Raw genomic sequence first — 15,901 nt, 5'->3', positions numbered from 1 at the left:
CGTCAACGAGGCAGCGATCACCTGTTGCAGCTGCCCGTCCTCCGAAAGAAAGCGTGTGCGCAGCACTTCGTGCCGCGCCACCAGCGCGTTCAATGCGGCACGCATCGCTTCAGCACGGAAGTCGACGCCTCTGAAGTGCATGGCAAAGGTGATGTTGTAACTACTGCGTTGCTCACTCATATGTTCGTGGACGAGCCATAGGCGCTCCTGTGCATAAGTCGCAGGAATCGCGCCCGCGCGCCCGGCAGGCAACAACGCCGGCATGCGCTTGGCGACTCCGTTCACCCGCAATTGTTCGATCTGCCGCGCCATGTCCGACAACAGCGCCGATTCGAACAAAGCGCTGACCGGATACTCCACCCCGAAGCTTTTGCGGATGCGCGAGACCAATTGGATCGCCAGCACCGAATGGCCGCCGACGGCAAAGAAATCCATCTGGGCCGTGACAGGTTTGCCCAACAACACTTGGCACAAGGCGCACAACCGGGCTTGCACCGTAGCGCCGGCCGGATCCGGCATGGCACCAACCGCAACCGTTTCCCGAGTAGCTGGCGCGGTGGCGTGCAGGCTTCGCTCGCCCGGCGTCGGCGTTTGCCAATAACGCCGGTGCTCGAACGGATAGGTGGGCAGGCTGATCCGCCGCGGCCGTCCGTCCGCATACAGCTTGCGCCAATAGAGTTTGTTCCAGTCGATCGGTTGGCCCTTGGTCCAGTACTCCAGCAAACGACCGTACTGGCCCTTTTCGATCCAGGCATCCATCAGCGTGAGCAGATCTTCCTCGGCCACGATCGGAGCGCCTGCCGGTTTGCCGGGCGTGTCCTCGCTCAGATAGATGTCGGCCCGAATCGCATGGCCCAGGTAAGCCTGTAATTTCTCGCTCAACTCGGCAGCCGAGCCAGCGGTAAAAGCCAGGCGTTGCTCCATCGCGACGCGGCCCAAGTGCAGCGTATAAGCAACGTCGGCCAGCATGACGTCATCCACCTGCCGCGCTTGCATCCAGACGAGCAGATCGCGAGCACGCTGTTGCAAGGCAGGCAGCGTTCGCGCCGAAAGCACGATCAAGGCTGGAGAGCTGGCGCTGATCGAGACCCCGGGAGCCATAGCCGGAGCTTCCTCTACCACTAGGTGCGCATTCGATCCGCCAGCACCGAAGGCAGATAACCCGGCGCGCCGCGGCTGGGCGCCACGGCGCGGCCACGGTGCCACCTGCTGTTGTACCTGGAAGCGACCGAACTCAATATAGGGATTCAAGGGAAACGCATTCAGACTAGGCGCCAACTCGCCATGCCTGAACTGCAATACCAGCTTGGCCAGTCCGGCGATGCCCGCGGCGCTTTCGGCATGGCCGATGTTCGCCTTCAGCGAGCCGATCAGGCAGGGTGCCGCGTGCTTGTCGAACACTTTATTCAAAGCACCCAACTCCACTGCATCGCCTAGTACGGTGCCGGTGCCATGCGCCTCGATGTAGCTGATCGAATCGGGCGCCACACCTGCGCGCTGCAAGGCCTGCCGCACGACTTCGGCCTGGGCGGCAGGGTTAGGCGAGGAGAACGCGCTGGTGTGCCCACCGGCATTGATCATGCTGCCCTTGATTACGGCATGGATCACATCGCCATCGGCCCTCGCTTGCTTGAGCGGCTTGAGCAGCACCACGCCGCAGGCTTCGCCGGCCACGAAACCGTCCGCGGCCTCGCCGAACGGCCGACAGCTGGCGCCGGCGGAGAGCATCGCGGCGCCAGCCAAATTAAGATATTGCTGCGGATCGACCAGCAGATTCACGCCACCGGCCAGTGCGACCTCGCAACTGCCGCTGCGCAGGCTTTCCAGCGCCAGGTGGATCGCGGTGAGCGAAGCCGAACAGGCGGTATCCACCGCCAGGCTTGGCCCGCGAAAATCGAACTGGTACGACACGCGGTTGGCGATTTGCCAGAAGCGCGCTCCGCCGCTGTAGTAACCATTCATCACACCTACGAATACACCTACGCGGTGGCTCTTGCTGAGCGAGCCAGGCGTATAGCCGGCATCTTCGATCCCGGCATAGGCCTGCTCTAGAAATATCCGCGCTTGCGGATCCGATTCCAGCGCGACGCTGTCGGGCCATTCAAAGAAGGCTGCATCGAAGCCGTCTATGTCCCTCAGAAACGCACCCCAGCGGCTATACGTCTTGCCCGGTGCCTGGCGTTCACTGTCGAAGTAGTGCTGGTGATCCCAGCGCTCGCCTGGCACCTCTCCCATACTGCTTTGGCCGTTGCGCAGGTTGTTCCAGAACTCCTCCAACGTGTCCGCGCCTGGAAAGCGGCCGGCCAGTCCGATGATGGCAGCGGCGTCTTCGTCGGCTACCGGCGGTTCCGCTGTTGGCTCTGCCGGTACGGCGGGCTCCGTTGCCTGCCATTGAGCAACCAGCCGGTCGATCGATAAGGTTTCCATCAGCTGTGACACGTCCAAGCTCGGATAGCGCTCACGCAAGGCGTTGGCTAATTCGATGATGACGATGGAGTCGACACCATAGCTCTCCAGCGTCTTGCTCGTGTCGATCTGCGTAATGTCCAGCTTCAGCGTACGCGCCAGCAGTTGTTTCAGCTGCTGCAGCATGTCTTGTTGCGGCGTAGCTGTGAGGGTAGGAAGGAGAGGGGCCTGCTCAAGAGAGCCCAGCAAGGTATCGATGGATTGCGTTTCAAACAGCTCGCTGACTTCAAAACCCGGGAATGTCTCGCGCAGTGCCATAGCCAGTTCGATCGCCACGATCGAATCGACACCGTAGTACTCCAGCGGGTGGCTGGTATCGAGTGTGGCCGGATCCATTTTCAGAATGCGTCCAAGCAGTTTTTTGACCAGATCCAGCGGCGATTCCCCGGCTTCCGCCGGCTGCGACGGAACGGTTACTTTTTCATTCCGCGCAACCTCGATCGTACTGGCTTGCCGCACTATCCCATCGCTGTAGGCACAGATGATGGCCTGCCCGGCATCGGGTTGCGCCCTGTGCACGCTTACCCCCGCAAAACCCTCAGCCTCCAGCAGGCTGCGCCAAGTGGCGCAAGCCAGCAACGGCGAGCCTGCAAGGCGCAAGATCCTGTCCTCGGGCAACCACCAGCTCTCCAGCAAGCCGAAAGTCAGGTGCAGGACCAGGCTGCGCTCGATCACTTCGTTGAGCAAGAGCAGACCGCCAGGTTTGAGGAGTGCCTTCGCATTGCGCAAGGTCTTGGCGATATCGCGCGTAGCATGCAGTACGTTGGCGGCAATCACCACGTCGTAGCCGCCCGATTCCAGGGCCTGCGCCGTCGGCGCGCGCTCTACGTCGAAATAGGCGGTCCTCAAATAAGGCGCTCGTGGCTGATAGTGTTTTTCCGCATGATGCAGGAAGACAGGCGACAGGTCGGTATAGAGATATTCCTCGATATGCTCACCATATGCCTGCAACTGTTGTAGCACGCTTGCAGTAGTACCACCGCTGCCGGCGCCGATCTCGCACAGCTTCAGGCACGCCGCAGGCGTCGACTCTAGTCGTCGTTTCAAGTAGGCAATCAGTCGAGTGACTAGTTGTGCGTTGAAGTAATCGGCAAGCGGGTTGTTCTGGTAGATACCCTCGACCCACGCCATCGAACCTTCCGGAAACAGCAATTCGGTGGCCTTGCGTTCGCCTCGAAGGACCGCCGGCAACGCCCGCATGCAGCGATCGAGCAGACGCCGCTGTGCCTCTTCACCGGCTTCGACGCTGGCCTCGTGCACATGCGCGTTCCAGGCACCCCTGGCATCATCGGGCGGCTTGTCGGCCAGCTCGAATCGGCTTTCCCCCGTCGCTCTGAGGTAACCATACACGCCGAGCATCCGCACGCTGTGTTCCAGCCAGCTTCGATAGGCGGGTACGATGTGCAGGCGTTGCGCAAGCGTAGCGATGTCGAAACTTGCCGGCGGAAAACCACCGAGTTGCTCGATCAACTCAAGCAGCCAGGCCGCCAGCAAAGTTTCCCGTTCGCGCCGGGCATCCAGATTCACCGACAACTCGACCACGGGACCAGGCTGCCCTCTGGGAGGCTCGGCCGGTGCGTGCACAGGGATTTGCACGCTCTCGTCCTCTACTACGCCCAGAGCGCGCATTGCGTTAGCATCGTCGATCTTGACGTAGGCAAGCCGTTGCAACGGCGCACACAACAACTGCGACAACACCTGCATCGCTTCGGCACCCTCAATCGAAGCCATGTGTTTTTGCGCCATGCGCCGGCGATAGTCCTCGCCCGCTACGACGCCCACGCTGCCCCAGTAGCCCCAGTTGATGGTCTTTACCCTCAAACCCCGGCGCGCCCATAGCTCGCCGAAAGCGTCGACATAGCAGCAGCCGGCGGCGTAGTTACCTTGCCCGGCCGCCTTGGTAGTGCTCTGGATGGAAGAAAAAAACAGCACGAAATCAAGGGGGGCCGTGCCGAACACCTGTGCCGCACACACGCTGACGTCGAGTTTCGCGGCCAGCACGTCACGGAAATCGGCTTCCTCCATACGAGCCAAACTGGCATCCTTCAGCACGATGTTGCTTAGGATGAGCCCATGGGGCTGGCCATGCAGCGCAACGATCTCATTATGTGCCGCCTGCAGGGCAGCCGGGTCACTCGCGTCCGCGGAGATGTAATGCGGTGCGCGGCCCAGCGACGCAAGCCGGGTCTGCTTGCGCGCAATGCCTTCGTCCAGCACGCGCCGCCCGATCCAGATCAGCTGCGCGTCGTACGTGCGGATCAAGTGTTCGCTCAATACTTCACCCAAGCCGCCAGCGCCGCCGATCACGACGTAGACACCGCCTACGCGGTACGGCGGCGGTTCCAACGACGGCAGCGGCAGCACTTCACACAACTGCCGCCGATACCAACAAGTCCCACGGCCGATCAGGGCTTCGCCCTGCGCATGCCAAGGCAACGACCGCAATTGCTCCCATTGCGGCCAAGATTTTACGCTCGGCAGGTCGAGCAGACGGATTTTCCAGTTGCAGTATTCCTTGGCCAGCGTCCCGATCAGCCCGTGCACTGCCGCGTGCGACGGCTGCCGCGTAAGGGCTTGGCGAGTCAGCACGGTGAGACCCAGCGGGCGATGCGCATAGCCCAACGCAAGCAACGCCTTGACCAACCGGAAACCGGCGATCGCCGCTGAACCTTGCGCTGCAATATCGGTTTCACTCTCGGCTATCGGCACGATCCAGACCAGATGATCGAACTTGCCGGTCTGGCCCAGTCGCATCGCGATCGCTTCGACGCTGTCCTCCAGCGACAAGGCCGGCGCGTCGAAACCGAAGTGACTACGCCATGCATCGTCTCCTACCGTAACGATGCGTTCGGCCGGATCGGGCCATGCCGGCGCCGTTTCGGTCAACGCTTGCCAGACCGGTGCCAAGACAAGCGCCCTGACGGCGGAAACGGCTTTCGGTGCACGGCCGGTGTAATTGCCGAGGCTGACGCAGACCCTACCTTCGGAATCCAGGAGATCGATGTCCAGGGACTGTCTGGCTGCATGGCCGTGACGCAGCAGCACCCAGGCCTCGGGAGGAATCGGCGCATGCACCGTCATCCGCTCCAGCGTGTATGGCATGGCGATGTGCTCGACATCACGCTGCAAGCCAAGGCTGCACTGCAAGGCACCATCAAGCAGGCTAGGAGGCAGCACATGGCTGTCTTCAACGCTTGATGGTGGCAGGCGCAGGACACCCAATGCGATCGGCTCGCCCTCGCCATTGCGTCCGCAGCCGATCGATTGCACGGATTTGAGCCGGTCGCCGAGCTGCAATCCGCAGGCGGTGAAGTGCGCATAACAGTCTTCGCCGGACAACACGCGCTCGGCACAAAGCTTTTGCAACTGGGCTAAATCCAGGCGCGGTGTCGCCGTATAGACCCGGCGACGTACGTGCCCCTGGCTAAAGACCTGTCGGCGGTGAGCATCGTGAAGTTGGAAATCGAACTCATCTTGATCGCTCTTCGACAGTTCGATTTCGACCTCCAGCTCAGTCTCCTCCATCATGAGGGGATGCAAAAAGGCGACCTGCGCCAGTTCGATACACCCCTCATCCTGCGGCATGGCCCGCTGCGCCGCGGCGCGCACCAATTCCAGTTGCACGGCTGCCGGTAGTACCTGTCGACCATCCACGCAATGATCAACAAGAAAGCTTGCGCAGCCGGATCTACGCAAGGCGTAGCGATGTAGTTTGGCACTGGCATGCAACAGCTGCAGCATCGGATGAGCGTCCGCAGCGGCATGCATAGCCTGGTCGGGCAGCCAATAGCGCTCCCTAGCGAAGGGGTAGACAGGCAGGCTAACGCGCTGCGGTCGCTGTATGCCGTACAGCGCCGACCAATCGACGCGCACGCCCTGAGTCCAGGCTCGCAGCAAACCGGCAAGACCTTCGCGCGTCTGCCGCCCATGTTCGGGAGCCGTTGCCGCAGCATCCACGACACCGTGATGGACCTCGGCATCCATCACGCCCGCCAGACGACCCTCAAGCCTCGCCAATGCCTGCTCGGCGTCCATCGCGCTAAAAGCCAACCTGTGCGACAGGGCTGCGCGTCCTACCTGTAAGGTGTAGGCGACATCGATCATTTGCGCGGGTGTCGGCGATTGCTGCCTTAGCCAGGCTGACAAGGCCAGCACTTGTTGCCGCAAGACAGCTTCACTACCGGCTGACAACACGATACCTACCGGGCCGCCGGCGGAGCTCGTCGAGGGGGGCGTGGCAATGACATGCTCTTCCACGATCGCATGCGCATTGGCGCCGCCGAAGCCGAATGAGCTGATACCCGCGCGACGCGGCAAGAGTGTGCCGTGAATGCCGACCTGCGACGGCCATGCGCGATGCTGCGCCACCACTTCGAATGACGTGCCTCGCAAATCGATCAGCGGATTGAGCGTGCTGAAATGGCGCGTGCCGGCCTGCTCGCCGTGCTTGAGCATCAGCAGCACCTTGATCAGGCCGGTCAGGCCTGCAGCGGCTTCTAGATGGCCCAGCGCGGACTTCACCGAACCGATGCCGCAGTTTGACGGGGCGGCCTGTGCCCCCAACGCAATGAAAGCTTCCTTCAGCGCCTGGATTTCGATCGGATCACCCAGGCTGGTACCAGTGCCGTGTAGTTCAACATAACCGACGCTGGCCGGCTCGACACCGGCTTCCTGGTAAGTCCGGATCAGCAGTTGCCGCTGCGCGTTGACGTTGGGAGCACGCAAGGAATTGGAACGGCCGCCATGGTTGACCGCCACGCCGCGGACTAGACCGTAGACCCTGTCACCATCGGCCAGCGCCTGCGCCAGTGGCTTCAATATCACCCCTGCGATCCCTTCCGAACGCACGAAGCCATCGGCGGCGGCGTCAAGCGTCTTGCAGCGGCCATCGGGCGAAAGCATGCCCGCGCTTGCACTGGCTAACAGCACCTTGGGAGCCAGGATAAGGTTCACGCCGAGTACCAGGGCGACACTGCTTTCGCCTTGGCGCAGCGATTGAACCGCCCGATGCAGCGCCACCAGCGAGCTGGAGCAAGCGCTGTTGATTACTTCGCTGGGGCCGGTGAAATTGAACCAGCGCGAAGCCCGGTTCGGAATCATGGTCAAATGCGAACCCGAATCGATGTAAGCGCCACATTTGGCCATCAGTTGCGGCTGGCTCGCCAGCAGCTCGCCATAGTCGGACGTATGCGCACCCACGAACAGGCCGACCGGCTGGCCGCCCCAGGACAGCGGATCGTGACCGGCTTGCTCGATCAGCTTCCACACCATCTCCAGCACTTTGCGCTGCTGCGGGTCCATGCATTCGGCCTCGCGACGCGAGATACCGAAAAACGCAGCATCGAAAGCATCAACGTCGTCGAGGAAACCCGCATAGCGCGGCAGCTGTTCGCCCGCGAGGCCGGGATAGGCGCGCATCGCTGCCCATAAGTCCGGGCGCGTTGATTCGATCGGCCGGATCGCGTTGACGTCGCTCCGTAGGAACGACCACAATGCTTCAGTGTTCTCGCCCGCTCCGGGCACCTCACAGTGCATCGCCACAATGGCGATCGGTTCCTCTGAGCATGTTGTGCTTGCCACCGGCGCACGCGTCGACGTGGGCGCCTGACGTCCGTGCGCCAGGACATATTCGGCGATTGCCCCGACCGTCTCAAGCTTGAATAGCAACGTGGGTTCGAAAGGCACGCCGTAGCACTCTTCGATGGCACCGGCAAGACGCACGCATTGGAGCGAATCCAGCGCCAGTTCGCACAGCGGCCATTGGGCATGCGGCGGCGCGACACCCAACACCGGCAAAAAGACCTTCCGACACAGGTCCGCCACGTGTTGCGCCTGCCGATCGTCCGCGGCGGCCGCTGGTACGTCCCGGTTCTTACCCTCATGCCATAACAACGGCAGCTGGCCGTTGACATAGGCTTCCTTGACTAGGCGCCGCTTCAGTTTGCCCGGATAGGTGCCGAACACGTGCCGGTGTTCGGCAAAGGCTAGCTCCGCCAAGGCGACTCCATGCTGGTCGGCTACCTGTTGCCGGATCTTGAGTGCCTGCGCGGCGCATGCTGCCGGCGTCCACGGGTGATTGACGGCGATCACCGCAGCTACGCGCTCCTCGTCCTGCCGCTCGATGCTGATCACCACCGGCATCAGCGCGCCAGGCGATGCGGTAGCGGCGATCGAGGCTTCGATATGTGCGGGGTAATGATTCTTACCGCGTATGATCAGCACCTCCTTTACCCTTCCGGTGACATACAGACAGCCATCGGCAATGAAACCCAGGTCGCCGGTACGAAAGTAACCGCTATCGTCGGTATGACGGATGCTGCAGTTGAACTGTCGCTGATCGGCGGGCTTCGCAAACAGGTAGCCACGGGCGATCGCAGGCGACTTTACCCATATTTCGCCGATCTCATCTGGTCTGCACAACGTCTCGCCTTCAGGACAGACGATACGCAACTCCACATCTTGGTCGACGGCGCCGCAATTGAGCACTGTCACACGCGCCTGGCTCGCCCCTGCCGCCACGCGCTTGCGTTTGTTCAAGGCGTCGGCATCTAGTTCCAAGACGCGCTGTTGGGCCGCTTCGTCCAAGGTACTCAGCGCACCGGTTTCAGACAAGCCGAAGTGCGGCATGAAAGTCTGCGTACGCGCACCGAGTCCGGCGAATTTCTCGAAGAAGCGCTGCATGGTCGAGGCGCGCACCGGCTCGCCGCCACACACGATATGCGTAAGCGTAGACAACGCAGACGGCGGAAGCTGCTCGACCATCACCCAGTCGCAGCAGTAGTCGAACGCGAAGTTCGGCGCGGCCATGTGCGTGGCGTCTCTAGCCGCAACCGTCTCCAGCCAGAAGCCTGGGCGTTTCATATAACTGTGCGGATGGATGAAGCTGACCGTCGCGCCACTGAACCAGGGTGCCAGCAAGCCGAAATGCAGGCCGAAGTTGTGCGCGGGAGAAAGCCAGGTCACCACATGGCTATGCTCGTCCAAGCTCCACTGCCGGATGCCAGCCTGGATCTGATGATGCAGGTTGCGGTGGCTAAGCAGGATGCCCTTGGACTCACCCGAGGAACCAGAGGTAAACAACAGCAAGGCGGCGTCCGAAGGCGACGCCGGGCACAAGGAGGCGCTGGTCGATTCGCGCTTTAGATCGGCGAAGGTCGCCAGGAAGGTGCCCGCAGCATGCGCCATGCGCGCGAAGGCACTGCGATCGGCGACATCGTCAAGCAGAACCGCTACATTGCCATGCTCCATCAATTGTGCGTGGATCGTCTCCAGTCTGGCCTGTTCCCGCTCATTTGGCTGAGCAACATCCAGTGGAAACGGCACCGCCACCAGGTTGGCATGCAAACAGGCAAGCAGGGCTGCCGCGAACAAACCACCATGTGGCGCGGCAATGATCACGTAGGTACCCGGCATCGCCAGCGGTTGCAGTCCCGCCGACAACTGCACGATCAGTCGCGCAAGCTCGGCATCGTCGCAACATTGTGGCGATGCGTGCTCCGGACGCGGAAACTCGATCATTGTCCGGGAGGCGGCCGCACTGGCGAGGCGGGTTAGCAGCGTTTGCTGTAACGGCGACATTGGCGATCTCTGCATGAGGTAAGCAATAGAGCGACAGCACGCCTGCGGGAAGGGCGGCCATGCGCGTCTCATACCCGCCTTATTGGGGATCGCCGCGCGAGCGGTGACGCCTAACAATACGCCTGCAAACTGGACGGCTACAAGAGTTATCTGCATGAGCGCATTGGGCAAGCGCGCCCTCGATGGATCCCGGCCAGCGTGGTGCTACTACGCGAGATCCAGGCGCGCGGCTACATGGGCGGCATCAGCAAGGCCGTGCCGACAGTGCGCTTGGCCAAGGCTGGAGAAGGTGCTGGCAAGCGAACAGCTCGCGCGTGAAGAGCGCAAGCGCACGGTGCTGACGCGACTTGCCATGATGCCGTCCATCAAGACGCTGGAGCAGTTCGACTGGGCCCAGGCCGGCGGCGCCTCGAAGGCGCAGATCGTCGAGCTCGGCCACCTGGCCTTCGTCGAGCGCACCGAGAACGTGGTGATGCTTGGCCCCAGCGGTGTCGGCAAGACCCACATCGCCCTGGCGCTGTGCCAGCGTGCGGTGATGGCGGGACACAAGGCACGTTTCATCACCGCGGCCGACCTGATGATGCAACTGGCAGCGGTCAAGGCGCAGAACCGGCTGAAGGACTACTTCAATCGCGCGGTACTCGGGCCGAAGCTGCTGGTGGTCGACGAGATCGGCTACCTGCCCTTCGGGCGTGAGCCGGCGCAGGGCTGCTGGGCTGCGACGGGCTCTGCCCTGCGCAGTCTAGCAGCCCGATGGAAGACCCCGGGTGGGTCAGATTTACTTCGGCGATTCAAAGGAAAGTGGGTCAAATTTAAATCGGCGTTGACAGCTGATGTGGTTTATCTCATCTTTCGCTTGCGTTGATCAGACCATCCGTAAGGCGATGGACAAGGTGTCGCTACAGTAAAGTCGTTGAGCATCACCCTTTGGTTATTGTTTTCGCTTCGCAGCCACCATCAAGGCACGGTGCCGCGAATCGAGTCATGCATATCTATGATGCATCGGCGCAAGCCGACCACGAACCGGAGCGTATGCATGAGAGATATCGAAAGAACCGCCTTATGGGTGGCAGGCATGCGGGCGCTGGAAAGCGAGCGGGAGCAGGCGCTGTTCCATGACCCTTTCGCACGGCGTCTGGCCGGCGATGAATTCGTTGAAGAGCTCAGACGCAACAACCAGAACGTACCGATGCCTCCGGCGATCGAGGTACGGACGCGTTGGCTCGACGACAAGATCATGCAGGCGGTCAGTGAAGGCATTGGCCAGGTGGTGATCCTGGCCGCCGGTATGGATGCACGCGCTTATCGTCTCCCCTGGCCGTCCGATACCCGGGTCTACGAGATCGACCACATGGATGTCCTGTCCGACAAGCACGAAAAACTCCATGACGCCCAGCCCGTTTGCCAGCGCATTGCGCTACCGATCGATTTGCGCGAAGACTGGCCCCAGGCACTTAAGGAGAGTGGATTCGTCGGCAGCGCCGCCACCTTGTGGCTGGTCGAGGGCTTGCTGTGCTACTTGAGCGCCGAGGCAGTGATGCTGCTGTTCGCGCGCATCGATGCATTGAGTGCCAAGGGCAGCAGCGTGTTGTTCGATGTTATCGGCCTCTCTATGCTCAACTCGCCCAATGCCCGAGTGCTGCACGCGATGGCTCGCCAGTTTGGCACTGACGAACCGGAAAGCCTGATCCAACCACTGGGCTGGGAGCCAGGGGTGTTGACCATCGCCGCCGCTGGCCAGCAAATGGGGCGTTGGCCGTTTCCGGTCGCACCGCGCGGCACCCACGGCGTGCCGCAAAGTTATCTGGTCCACGCGCTGAAACGCTGAAGCTTGCGAACAGTCTCTCGCGCTGGCGTACCGGCCAAACCAGTGCACACAGCCGAGCTCGATGCGTCGATCGCCTTACCCGAGAACGCTTATGGATAGCCCACTGACAAATCTTCCGATGCACTCTGGCACCGAACTAGATTTGCGTTGGTCGGTAGGTCAGACGCGGCCAGGGCGCAACGAGGCCTATGCTCGTCAATGGACCACGCTGCTGCATCAATGGCGGCGCGATTATCCTGGCTTGCGTATCGATGTCAGCGACACGCCGATCGGCCAGCACATAACCATTGACTATGCCGCACCATACCCCTGTGGCAGCTTCGGTAGCCTGCTACGGGAATATGCACGGTTAGGCAAGCTGGCCGGCCTGATTTGCGATTACCTCAAGCATCGGCACCAAATCGTGCTGTCCGAATCGTCCCCCGGCGCCAACACCCTGGCACTGGATTTGGGCCGTATCGAGGAACCCAAGCAACTGGACCGGTTGCAAGGCGCCCTGGGCATGGCACTGGAAGCCTTGGCCACGCGACGCAGCGATGGCCTGCTGCTATGGCATGCGGACCACCGCCAAAGGAACCTGCCGGACTTGCGCGATAGTGCCGTATGCGGCAGCGCGGCGCAGATCCCTTTGCCTGCGCTGTCCTGCGTCGAAGACCTGATCGAGGTGGATACCAGTCTGCTGGCCTGCGACCACGGCAAACTATGTCAAATTGCCAGTCATTTGCCCGCGAGCTGGTTCGCACGCTCGACCGATGGGCCGATGCCCGCGAGCTGGTTCGCACGCTCGACCGATGGGCCGATGCCGTCCTGGTCCGACGCAAGCACCGCGGTGTTTGCCTGTGCGCCTATCGGCTTCCTCCCGTCAGTCCAGGTCAACGTGTGCGCGCAGATTTTTTCCGCAGCGCATCTGGCTTCGACGGCGCAAATGATCGATCCGTTGCGCCAGCAGGCTTTCAGCTACCGCCAGTTGCGCTCTCGCGCGGCGACCTATGCCCGGCACTTGAGTCTGCTTGGCCTGCAAAGCGGTGATGCGGTGGCGCTGATTGCTATCGACAGCCTAGCTGGCGTTGCCCTGATGCTGGCCTGCCTGGCCGGTGGCCTGGTCTTTGCGCCGATAAACGAGCTTGTGTCGCTCGCCCACTTTGAGACCACGATCAAGACCATCAAGCCTCGCCTCGTGCTGATCGATGCGGAACTGCCGCCTTCCCATCATGCCGCGTTGCGCCACCTGCCGACCTTAGAGCTGACGAGCCTGATGCCGGTGATCGAAAACGACGAGCTGGTGGTTGCGCCCTGCCCCGCCGATACACCCGCGGTAATGATATGCACATCCGGCTCCACTGGTACGCCCAAGGCGGTAACGCACTCGCATGCCGATTTTATGCACTGCCATCTCAACTACCAGCAGGCCGTGCTCGGGCTGCGCAGCGATGACGTGATGTATACACCGTCGCGGGTGTTTTTCGCCTACGGCCTGAACAACCTGATGCTGTCCCTGCTCGCTGGCGTCAGCCATGTGATTGCCGCGCCGCTTAGCGTCAGGCAGATCGCGCAAACCATCCACACTTACCACGTCACTGTATTGCTCGCCGTGCCCGCCGTGTTCAAGCTGTTGCTTGCCGAGGCCGCGCCGGATGCGGTGTGGCCGGCGCTTCGCCTGTGCATATCGGCCGGCGAAAGCTTGCCGGCGAGGCTTGGTCATGCGATCAGCACGCGTTGGCAGGTCGAAGTGCTCGACGGTATCGGCTGCACCGAGGTACTGTCCACCTTCATCTCCAATCGGCCAGGCCACGCGCTCATGGGTTGCACTGGCACGCCGGTACCAGGCTTTGTTGTGAAGCTGGTGAACAAGCAGGGAGAGATCTGCCGCATAGGCGAAGTCGGCAGCCTGTGGGTGAGGGGCAATACGCTGACGAGGGGCTATGTTGGCGACCCCATACTCAGTGCCCAATTGTTCGTCGACGGCTGGTTCGATACACGCGACCTGTTCTTTGCCGACGCCAAGGGGCGCTTCCATAACTTGGGCAGAATGGGCTCCGCCATCAAGATCAACGGTTGTTGGCTTTCGCCTGAAACGCTGGAGAGCGTCATCCAGACGCACGCCTGCGTGAAGGAGTGCGCGATCTGCCTGATCGAAGACGAGTTCGGCTTGCCCCGCCCCGCCGCCTTCGTGGTGCCTGTCGATGCCAGCATCGATACAGGGGCGCTATGGGCCGCCTTACGCGCCTTGTGCAAGAACGCGCTAGGCAAGCATCACTATCCCCATCTATTCGTCGAAGTGAGCACGATCCCACGTACCTGCAGCGGCAAGGTAATCCGGCCTGCGCTGTTGGAGACACTGGCTAGCGCCAAGCACCTGCAATCCCACCTGTTCTTCGTCGGCCATGCTCGAACCTAGGTGCCCCATGCACACAAACGCTGATCTTCCCCTGACCATCAAGGCCGACTCGGCCGAGGCCACGCTGACTGATTGGACTGCCACGCACCGCGCGACGTGGCCTACCCTGCTATGGCAACACAGGGCGTTACTGTTCCGTGGCTTTGCGCACCCTGGTGGCTTGGAGCAGATCTCACGCTGTTTCTTCGATGAGCGACTGGCCTATACCTATCGTTCCACACCGCGCACCGACGTCGGCCAGCATGTCTACACGGCCACCGAATATCCCAGGCAGCTGTCCATAGCGCAACATTGCGAGAACGCCTACCAGCGCGTCTGGCCGATGAAACTGCTGTTCCATTGCGTGCAGCCGGCCAGCGAGGGCGGCTGCACGCCGTTGGCTGACATGCTCAAGGTCACAGCCGCTATCGATCCGCAAGTGCGCGAAATCTTTGCGCGCAAACAGGTGCGCTACGTCAGGAACTACCGTGCAGGGGTCGACCTGCCATGGGAGGACGTGTTTAACACCCGCAACAAGCAGGAAGTAGAAGCTTATTGCGCCCGCAACGACATGCAATGCGAATGGACCGGCGACGGCCTGCGCACCAGCCAGATCTGCCGGGCCTTTGCGTGCCATCCGGCGACCGGCGATGAAGTTTGGTTCAACCAAGCACACCTGTTTCATTACACTGCGCTGGAGGCAGCTGCGCAGAAGATGATGCTGTCGTTCTTCGGCGAGCAGGGACTGCCGCGCAACGCCTATTTCGGCGATGGCACGCCGATCGACCCCGCCATGCTCGACCATGTGCGCACAGTTTTCGCCCAGCACAAGATCCATTTTGACTGGCATCGGGACGACGTGCTGCTGATCGACAATATGCTGGTTTCGCACGGACGCGAGCCCTACGAGGGCAGCCGCAAGATCCTCGTGTGCATGGCCGAACCTTATTCGCCCGAACAATCGTCCCCTGACATCGCTGCGCGCAGCGATGGCGAAGCCATGCTCAAGCTGCACGTTTAACCCTGCCGACCCGGTGCCCCATGAAACTATCAAGCATGTCGCTACTGGATGCCGAAGACGTCGCGCTGACCGCGGCCAGTCCGGATACCGCGCTCGCCTTGGATTGGTCACGCAGTGTGCTGGATCTGTTCGATGCGCAAGTGGCACTGCACGTCGAGGAACTGGCTTGTGCCGATCAACACCGACAGTTGAGCTATGCCCAACTGGACCAACACGCCAACCGCCTGGCGCATTGCCTGATCGAGCGCGGCCTGCGCCCGCAGGAGCGCGTCGCCCTGTGGTTCGGCCGCTCGCCCGATTTCCTCATTGCCCTACTCGGCGTGCTCAAGGCCGGTGGCTGCTACGTGCCGTTGGACCCGCATTACCCCACCACCTACATTCAGCAGATCCTCGACGACGCGCAGCCACGGCTGTTGCTCTGCGGCAAGGACATCGACGGGCAACTGATCCAAGTACCGCGGCTGCGCCTGGACGATGCCGCCATCGCTCGTCAACCGCATACGCCACTGCCGCATGCCCTGCATCCGGCGCAGCTGGCCTACGTGATGTATACCTCCGGTTCCACCGGTCGTCCCAAGGGGGTGATGGTGCCCCATCGGCAAATCCTCAACTGGCTGCATGCGCTGTGGGC

The 15,901-nt window shown here is 61.8% G+C and carries 5 protein-coding genes and 2 pseudogenes; 6 read left to right on the top strand and 1 reads right to left on the bottom strand.

The genetic code is table 11. The features are described from left to right. Window positions 1-9,984, bottom strand: a 9,984-nt coding sequence (locus XalbCFBP2523_RS15180) for a beta-ketoacyl synthase N-terminal-like domain-containing protein (protein ID WP_158250793.1), incomplete at its 3' end; no start/stop codon positions are given. Between the two features lie 180 nt (window positions 9,985-10,164). Between XalbCFBP2523_RS15180 and XalbCFBP2523_RS16890 the strand changes: the two are divergent. From XalbCFBP2523_RS16890 to XalbCFBP2523_RS15155, 6 genes and pseudogenes are all read left to right on the top strand, one after another. Beyond that, window positions 10,165-10,296, top strand: a pseudogene (locus tag XalbCFBP2523_RS16890) (IS21 family transposase); the annotation flags it as partial. Between the two features lie 28 nt (window positions 10,297-10,324). Next, a pseudogene (locus XalbCFBP2523_RS16885) lies at window positions 10,325-10,747 on the top strand (ATP-binding protein); the annotation flags it as partial. A gap of 210 nt (window positions 10,748-10,957) precedes the next feature. Further along, window positions 10,958-11,872 carry an SAM-dependent methyltransferase gene (locus XalbCFBP2523_RS15170; protein WP_146084108.1) on the top strand — a complete coding sequence of 305 codons (915 nt, stop codon included), beginning with the start codon at window positions 10,958-10,960 and terminating at the stop codon, window positions 11,870-11,872. Window positions 11,873-11,990: 118 nt separating this feature from the next. Then, complete coding sequence (locus tag XalbCFBP2523_RS15165) at window positions 11,991-14,270, top strand: AMP-binding protein (RefSeq protein WP_158250792.1); 2,280 nt, start codon at window positions 11,991-11,993, stop codon at window positions 14,268-14,270. Continuing rightward, window positions 14,257-15,270 (top strand): TauD/TfdA family dioxygenase, encoded by a 1,014-nt coding sequence (locus XalbCFBP2523_RS15160; RefSeq protein WP_045765747.1) that lies wholly within the window; start codon window positions 14,257-14,259, stop codon window positions 15,268-15,270. The genes XalbCFBP2523_RS15165 and XalbCFBP2523_RS15160 overlap by 14 nt, the downstream gene beginning before the upstream one ends. A gap of 20 nt (window positions 15,271-15,290) precedes the next feature. Beyond that, a partial coding sequence (locus tag XalbCFBP2523_RS15155; RefSeq protein WP_146084107.1) for an AMP-binding protein occupies window positions 15,291-15,901 on the top strand: 611 nt, incomplete at its 3' end.

The organism is Xanthomonas albilineans, from assembly GCF_002939705.1.
GTDB classification, from domain to species: Bacteria; Pseudomonadota; Gammaproteobacteria; order Xanthomonadales; family Xanthomonadaceae; genus Xanthomonas_A; species Xanthomonas_A albilineans.
This window is presented reverse-complemented; position numbering and strand designations above follow the sequence as displayed.